Raw genomic sequence first — 7,390 nt, 5'->3', positions numbered from 1 at the left:
TTTTGTGGTGATTTAACAATACTACTTTTAGGACTTGCTTTCCACTGTTTTTTATTATAGAAAACAGAAAATCGCTATGCCACAGCCTTGGCAGGCCATCGCGCAGCGATTTTGTTCAAATATAATTTGAGAGAGTCTACAAGAAGTTCCTATTTATATACCTATGATCATTATGTGAGGGATACTTTTGGACAGAAAAGAATTGCGGAGATAAAATATTCTCATGTTTTGCAGTTTTACTATTATCTTCTTAATCAGCAAGGTATTTCATTAGGAACGCTTGATTCAGTGCATTGTCTGCTTCATCCTACATTTCAGTTGGCGGTAAGGGATGAGATTATCCGAAAAAATCCTACTGATGGTGTAATGAAGGAAATAAGCAGAGAATCAGGGAAAAACAGAGGCGTAAGGCATGCGTTGACCATTGAACAGCAGAGATGTTTTATGGAGTATATTGCTAACCATCCGATTTATTATCACTGGTGGCCTATGTTTACTATTTTATTGGGAACAGGCTGCAGGATCGGAGAAGCACTTGGATTACGATGGAAGGATCTTGACTTTGAAAAGCGGGTAATCAGTATTAACCATAGCCTGGTATATTATCCGGCGAATGGAAGTAATAAATGTGTTTTAAGGGTTTCACTTCCGAAGACAGATGCTGGTATCAGAACTATACCGATGCTGGATATTGTAAAAGATGCTTTTGAAATGCTCTATGAAGAGCAAAAGGAAAACGGATTCAATGAGACAGAGATTGACGGAATGACGGGCTTTATTTTCTGTAATCGCTTTGGTTCAGTGCCTAACCCGCAGACAGTCAATCACACAATAAAACGTATTGCCAACAACTATAATGCTGATGAAGTGGTTCGGGCAAAAAAAGAACACAGGGATCCGATTATTCTACCTAATTTTTCATGCCATCATTTGCGGCACACTTTTTGCACCAGACTTTGCGAAAACGAAACAAATTTAAAAGTTATCCAGTCCATTATGGGTCACAAGAATATTGAGACTACATTGGACATCTACGCTGAAGCAACAGAAAAGAAGAAACAAGAATCATTCGAGAATTTGGCAGCCAAATTAGATATCTTTTGAGAAGGGCTCACAAATTCGAGAATGACAACAAAATTTTTGAATGACAGCAAAATGACAACAAAATGAATTGAATAATGAATGATAACGAAGGATTGTGAATAATATCCATATTCAGTTGCAAGCCGGAATAAGGGATAATAAGTGATCACGAAGAGATCATAAAATATTTCCCGACAATGAAGTCCCAGGGCGCTTCCAAGAACGAGGCGAACAATGCGGCACAGACTGCACCTGCAGCAAAAGCGGTTGCAGAAACAGTAGCAGAAGCTGCACCGGTTAAGGTTGAGATTGACTTTTCCAACGTAGAAGTAGAGCCGTTGTTTGAGGATATGGTGGATTTTGAAACTTTCAGCAAATCTGATTTCAGAGCTGTGAAAGTAAAAGAATGTGAGGCAGTGCCGAAGAGCAAGAAACTGCTGAAATTTGTGTTGGATGACGGAAGCGGCGAAGACCGTGTGATTCTGTCAGGTATCCATGATTATTATGAACCGGAAGAACTGGTAGGCAAAACGCTGATTGCTATTACAAACCTTCCGCCGCGTAAGATGATGGGTATCGATTCCTGTGGTATGATTATTTCTGCAACTCACCTGGTAGAGGGAAGAGAAGGCCTGAATGTTCTGATTGTGGATGATAAGATTCCGGCAGGAGCAAAGTTGTACTAAGAGATTAAAAAACTTTTAATTTTGACAACATAATGGATTGCTGAGGGCGCTTTTCGAGAGAGAAATCTTTCAAAAAGTGCCCTTTTAATGATGTTATATTTTAGAAACTATAAATGAGCAATTTCGTGATTTTGCATAAAAGAAAGACACCTTACCTCGATTTGCTGTATCCTGAAAATGATTAATTTAACATTTTCAGCATTGTGGACGATAACAATCCGAATAAAAATGGACGTAAGGATTCAAAAACAATTGCGGCCCTGGTAAATGAAGGCGGATTTTTATATCCATATATACCAACAGGTATTTGTGCGGAGATTCAAAGTCTTTTTAATCCCCGGCTTCAAACCCAGGAAGAAATCACACGAATCAAGAACCGTATTGCAAGATGGTTCAGTGTCTATTTTCCGGAAATAAAAGACGTTTATAAAAAGCAGGATTCTGTGAGTGGTCTCATGGTATTGAAGGTGGCACCACGGACACAAGATATCGTTCATGATATTGACGGCCATATGTTTGGATATAAAGATGAGGAACTTATACCCTTTGAATACAATTTGGCGTATTTATCCCTGTTATACGTCTGCACAGTACCAATTGTTCCTTTAACAGCAAAGAACCATGGAGATTTGGCAGGGAAACGGAACGCATTATGACCACATTCCTGCAGCTTCGGCACCGTATGCTTCCCTATTTGTATACCATGAATCATAGAAGCTATGAAGAAGATATACCTTTGATACTTCCTTTATACTATGAATATCCGGAAGAAGAACAGGCGTATATCCATGGAAATGAATATTACTTTGGAAATATTACAGTGTACAGAGACAAAGAAACACTGCCGGTTTTGGCAAAAGCGGGTACGATTCTGCCGATGACAGACCAGATAAAAAATCAGTTTGAAAAGGAAATCTTTGAATTCCTGGACCAAGCAGAGATGTCTTATGAAGAAAAAGAACGTATTTACAATGAGGTTTTAAAATAGAGAGAACTGCCGATTCTGATTTCTCAGTTAAATGCGATGGAGATAGACAGGGATATTATGGGAGTACTGCTGGAAATCTTAACGGCATATTAAAAAATTTAAGTTGATTTAGGCGGATAAAAAGCAAATCCCCTTAAGCGGAATGAGATATTGTCTTATCCGTTTAAGGGGATTTTTTGATAAAAAAGCTTGACAGTATTGTGTTTTTTTACTATCATAAAATAACGCAATGCGTATAAAAGGAGGAATAGTGTGAGTCGAGGAAAAGAAGTAAAAGAGTTAAGAGAGCAGATGGGAATGAATCGCAGAGAGTTTTGCGATTATTTTGGAATTCCATATCGTACTGTGCAGGATTGGGAAGCGGAGAAAAGAGAATTGCCAGATTATGTATTACGATTGTTAAAGTATCGTGCTGAAAGAGAAAAAATAGTACATAGGGAATAGGATGATTTTATGGAGGGTAGGATTCATGGGAAAAGATATGGAAAATTACAGCGAAGAAATATTTGAAAATATAAAACATATAAACGAGTACGGGCAGGAATTCTGGTATGCAAGGGAACTCCGAGAAGTATTAAACTATACACAATGGAGACGATTTAAAGAAACAATTGATAGAGCGAAAGAAGCATGTAAAAAAAGTGGAAATGAAGTAAATGATCATTTTGCCGGCGTTGGCAAAATGATAAATTTAGCTAAAGGGGCGGTACGAGAAGTTGAAGATTATATGCTTACACGTTATGCATGTTATCTAATCGTGATGAATGGAGATTCCCGTAAAGAAGTGATTGCATTAGGGCAGACATATTTCGCCGTGAAGACCAGACAGCAGGAAAACTCAGGCGGGACCAGGTGACAGGAAAGAAAGAGGCCGGAGATGTTCATTTTCAAGTCGGCCAAAAGGTACGCCAGACAATAGCTGAATTAGGAGGGACAATGCCTGAAAATCTGCCCACGCCACAGAAAGGTATTAAGCAGATTGAAAGGGAAGAGGCGAAAAGAATAGAGAAAACAGAGTAAACACTCCTGCGAAATGAGATATTATCTTATCTGTTTAAGGGGATTTGTATGTGACCTTTTTCAAGTTGATATGAATACTTATATCTTTCCCTCCAATCCCTCTTGACAACCCCCAAACACACTCAGTATAATAAGAACTATACTGAAAAACCAAGACGGAGACAGTATTTCACTGACAGAAGCCGCACAATCTCTTGTTTTACCAGATATGGTTTCTGCATGCAAACGTTATAGAGAGCCGGAGATGGTGGAAATCCGGTACCAGTAGCAGTGAAAGAAAATCACTCCTGAGTTGCTATCTGAATCCAGTAGGAGATGCCGGGCTTCCTCCGTTAAAGGGAACGCATATTAAGACAGAAATGTTGTGTATGTTGTAAGAGGTGGTATAACGACAGCGTATTTGCTCTCGTCCTGTTACAGGACGGGAGTTTTTTGTTTTCAGTCAATCAAGAGAGGAGAAAAATCATGTATCAGAAAGTTACTACAGACCTGAATTTTGTAGAGCGCGAAAAGAATGTTGAAAAATTCTGGAAGGACAATGACATTTTCAAAAAAAGTATGGAGCAGAGAAAAGAAGGAGAAACGTATACCTTCTATGATGGACCGCCGACTGCAAACGGAAAACCGCATATCGGTCATGTGCTTACCCGTGTTATCAAGGATATGATTCCCAGATACCGCACTATGAAGGGCAAAATGGTTCCGAGAAAAGCAGGATGGGATACCCACGGACTTCCGGTAGAACTGGAAGTAGAGAAACTGCTGGGTCTGGACGGAAAAGAGCAGATTGAAGAATACGGTCTGATTCCGTTTATTGATAAATGTAAGGAAAGCGTATGGAAATACAAAGGGATGTGGGAAGATTTTTCCTCTACCGTTGGTTTCTGGGCAGATATGGACAATCCGTACGTTACTTACCATGATGATTATATTGAATCCGAATGGTGGGCTTTAAAAGAAATCTGGAACAAAAACCTGCTGTACAAAGGATTTAAAATCGTACCTTATTGTCCGCGCTGCGGAACTCCGCTGTCTGCCCAGGAGGTGGCACAGGGCTATAAAGATGTAAAAGAACGTTCCGCTATTGCCCGTTTTAAAGTAAAAGACGAAGACGCGTACATTCTGGCATGGACTACAACCCCGTGGACACTGCCTTCTAACGTGGCGCTCTGCGTAAACCCGGAAGAACAGTATGTAAAGGTAAAAGCAGCAGACGGATATACCTATTACATGGCAGAAGCCCTTCTGGATACGGTTCTTGGTTCTCTGGAAAGAGAAGAAGGAACACCGGCGTACGAAGTTCTGGAAACTTATGTGGGAAAAGATTTGGAATATAAAGAATACGAACCCTTATATAATTTCAAGAAGCTGGATAAGAAAGCGCATTACGTTGTCTGCGATACCTATGTAACCCTGACAGACGGTACCGGTGTGGTTCATATTGCGCCTGCATTCGGTGAAGATGACAGCAAGGTGGGAAGAAAATACGACCTTCCGTTCCTGCAGTTGGTTGACGAAAAAGGTGAAATGACAAAAGAAACCAAATGGGCAGGTACGTTCTGTAAGAAAGCGGACCCGGAAGTTTTGAAAGATTTGGACGAGAGAGGACTGCTTTTCTCCGCACCGAAATTTGAACACAGCTATCCCCACTGCTGGAGATGTGATACTCCGCTGATTTATTATGCAAGAGAATCCTGGTTTATCAAGATGACGGCGGTAAAAGACGACTTAATCCGCAACAACAACACCATTAACTGGATTCCGGAAAGTATTGGAAAAGGCCGTTTCGGCGACTGGCTGGAAAACGTACAGGACTGGGGTATCAGCCGTAACCGTTACTGGGGAACGCCGCTGAACGTATGGGAATGTGAATGCGGACATATGCATGCCATCGGCAGCAGACAGGAACTCTTTGAAATGAGCGGAAACGAAGCAGCAAAAACCGTAGAGCTGCACAGACCGTACATTGACGAAATTACCATGCCTTGTCCGAAATGCGGCAAGACCATGCACCGTGTACCGGAAGTGATTGACTGCTGGTTTGACTCCGGCGCTATGCCGTTTGCACAGCACCACTATCCATTTGAAAACAAAGAATTGTTTGAGCAGCAGTTCCCGGCAGATTTTATTTCTGAAGCTGTAGACCAGACAAGAGGCTGGTTCTACTCTCTGCTGGCAGAATCTACGCTGCTGTTTAACAAAGCACCTTACAAAAATGTTATTGTGCTGGGTCATGTACAGGACGAAAACGGACAGAAAATGAGTAAATCCAAGGGAAATGCCGTAGACCCCTTTGACGCACTGGAAAAATACGGCGCTGATGCAATCCGCTGGTACTTCTATGTGAACAGCGCGCCATGGCTTCCAAACCGTTTCCATGGAAAAGCTGTGCAGGAAGGACAGCGTAAATTCATGGGCACACTTTGGAATACTTACGCATTCTTTGTTCTGTATGCCAATATTGACGAATTTGACGCAACCAAATATACACTGGAATACGAGAAGCTTCCGGTTATGGACAAATGGCTGCTGTCCAAGCTGAATACAGTAGTAAAAGCGGTTGATGAAAACCTGGCTGGTTACAAGATTCCGGAAACGGCCAGAGCGCTGCAGGAATTTGTAGATGATATGAGTAACTGGTATGTCAGAAGAAGCCGTGAACGTTTCTGGGCCAAAGGTATGGAACAGGATAAGATTAACGCTTATATGACTCTGTACACCGCCCTTGTAACCATTTCCAAAGCGGCTGCGCCTATGGTTCCGTTTATGACAGAAGATATTTACCAGAACCTGGTGAGAAGTCTGGATAAAAATGCACCGGAAAGTATTCATCTGTGTGACTTCCCGGAAGTGAAGGAAGAATGGATTGATAAAGAGCTGGAAGAAAACATGGACGATTTGCTGAAAGTGGTTGTTATGGGACGCGCCTGCAGAAATGCGGCAAACATTAAGAACCGTCAGCCAATCGGAAAGATGTTTGTAAAAGCGCCGTTTGTGCTTTCTGACTTCTATAAAGATATTATTACAGACGAATTGAATGTAAAAGAAATGGAATTCACAGATGATGTGAGAAGCTTTACTTCCTATACATTCAAACCGCAGTTAAAGACCGTGGGCCCGAAATACGGCAAGTTCCTGGGCGGTATCAAAACAGCATTGGCGGACCTGGACGGCAACAAGGCTATGGATGAACTGAAAGCTCAGGGCGAATTGAAGCTGCATGTAGATGGTGAGGAAATCGTGCTTCTGGAAAGTGATTTGCTCATTGATATGGCGCAGATGGAAGGCTATGTTTCCGAAAATGACAACGATATTACGGTTGTACTGGATACAAACCTGACCCCGGAACTGATTGAAGAAGGTTTTGTAAGAGAAATCATCAGCAAAATTCAGACTATGCGTAAGGAAGCAGGTTTTGAAGTTATGGATAAAATCCGGGTATCACTTGCGGATAACCAGGTAATTGAGGGAATCTTCCGTGTACATGAAAAACAAATCAAAGCAGAAGTTCTGGCTGAGGAAGTTGTATATAACGAAGTAAAAGGTTATACAAAGGATTGGAAAATTAACGCAGAAGGTGTAAAATTAGGGGTGGAAAAAATTTCATAACTTT

At 41.2% G+C, this 7,390-nt stretch carries 5 protein-coding genes and 4 pseudogenes; all 9 read left to right on the top strand.

Annotation, left to right across the window (positions count from 1 at the left end):
• Positions 1-117: 117 nt before the first annotated feature.
• A pseudogene (locus WBS51_RS14425) lies at positions 118-1,104 on the top strand (tyrosine-type recombinase/integrase); the annotation flags it as partial.
• A 167-nt stretch (positions 1,105-1,271) separates the two neighbouring features.
• Positions 1,272-1,769: pseudogene (locus tag WBS51_RS14420) on the top strand (lysine--tRNA ligase); the annotation flags it as partial.
• Positions 1,770-1,972: 203 nt separating this feature from the next.
• Positions 1,973-2,260: pseudogene (locus tag WBS51_RS14415) on the top strand (IS110 family RNA-guided transposase); the annotation flags it as partial.
• A gap of 59 nt (positions 2,261-2,319) precedes the next feature.
• Positions 2,320-2,415, top strand: a pseudogene (locus WBS51_RS15270) (TIM-barrel domain-containing protein); the annotation flags it as partial.
• 6 nt (positions 2,416-2,421) lie between these two features.
• Positions 2,422-2,757 (top strand): hypothetical protein, encoded by a 336-nt coding sequence (locus WBS51_RS14410; protein WP_330489639.1) that lies wholly within the window; start codon positions 2,422-2,424, stop codon positions 2,755-2,757.
• Positions 2,758-3,048: 291 nt separating this feature from the next.
• Positions 3,049-3,201 (top strand): helix-turn-helix domain-containing protein, encoded by a 153-nt coding sequence (locus WBS51_RS14405; RefSeq protein ID WP_180211128.1) that lies wholly within the window; start codon positions 3,049-3,051, stop codon positions 3,199-3,201.
• A gap of 25 nt (positions 3,202-3,226) precedes the next feature.
• The gene (locus WBS51_RS14400; RefSeq protein WP_330489638.1) at positions 3,227-3,613 is read left to right on the top strand and encodes a BRO family protein; all 387 of its coding nucleotides are present in this window, start codon (positions 3,227-3,229) and stop codon (positions 3,611-3,613) included.
• Entirely contained in the window at positions 3,610-3,777 is a 168-nt protein-coding gene (locus WBS51_RS14395; protein WP_330489637.1) for a hypothetical protein, read from the top strand. The genes WBS51_RS14400 and WBS51_RS14395 overlap by 4 nt, the downstream gene beginning before the upstream one ends.
• Before the next feature lie 465 nt (positions 3,778-4,242).
• Positions 4,243-7,386 carry an isoleucine--tRNA ligase gene (gene ileS / locus WBS51_RS14390; RefSeq protein WP_294462334.1) on the top strand — a complete coding sequence of 1,048 codons (3,144 nt, stop codon included), beginning with the start codon at positions 4,243-4,245 and terminating at the stop codon, positions 7,384-7,386.
• The last annotated feature ends 4 nt before the right edge of the window (positions 7,387-7,390 follow it).

The sequence above is a fragment of the Blautia acetica genome (assembly GCF_038739805.1).
Taxonomy (GTDB): domain Bacteria; phylum Bacillota; class Clostridia; order Lachnospirales; family Lachnospiraceae; genus Blautia.
This window is presented reverse-complemented; position numbering and strand designations above follow the sequence as displayed.

What these genes read in the sequence shown, in the direction of transcription:
- WBS51_RS14410 (WP_330489639.1), top strand. Translation starts at nt 2,422, where the DNA reads ATGACCACATTCCTGCAGCTTCGGCACCGTATGCTTCCCTATTTGTAT.
- WBS51_RS14405 (WP_180211128.1), top strand. Translation starts at nt 3,049, where the DNA reads ATGGGAATGAATCGCAGAGAGTTTTGCGATTATTTTGGAATTCCATAT.
- WBS51_RS14400 (WP_330489638.1), top strand. Translation starts at nt 3,227, where the DNA reads ATGGGAAAAGATATGGAAAATTACAGCGAAGAAATATTTGAAAATATA.
- ileS (WP_294462334.1), top strand. Translation starts at nt 4,243, where the DNA reads ATGTATCAGAAAGTTACTACAGACCTGAATTTTGTAGAGCGCGAAAAG.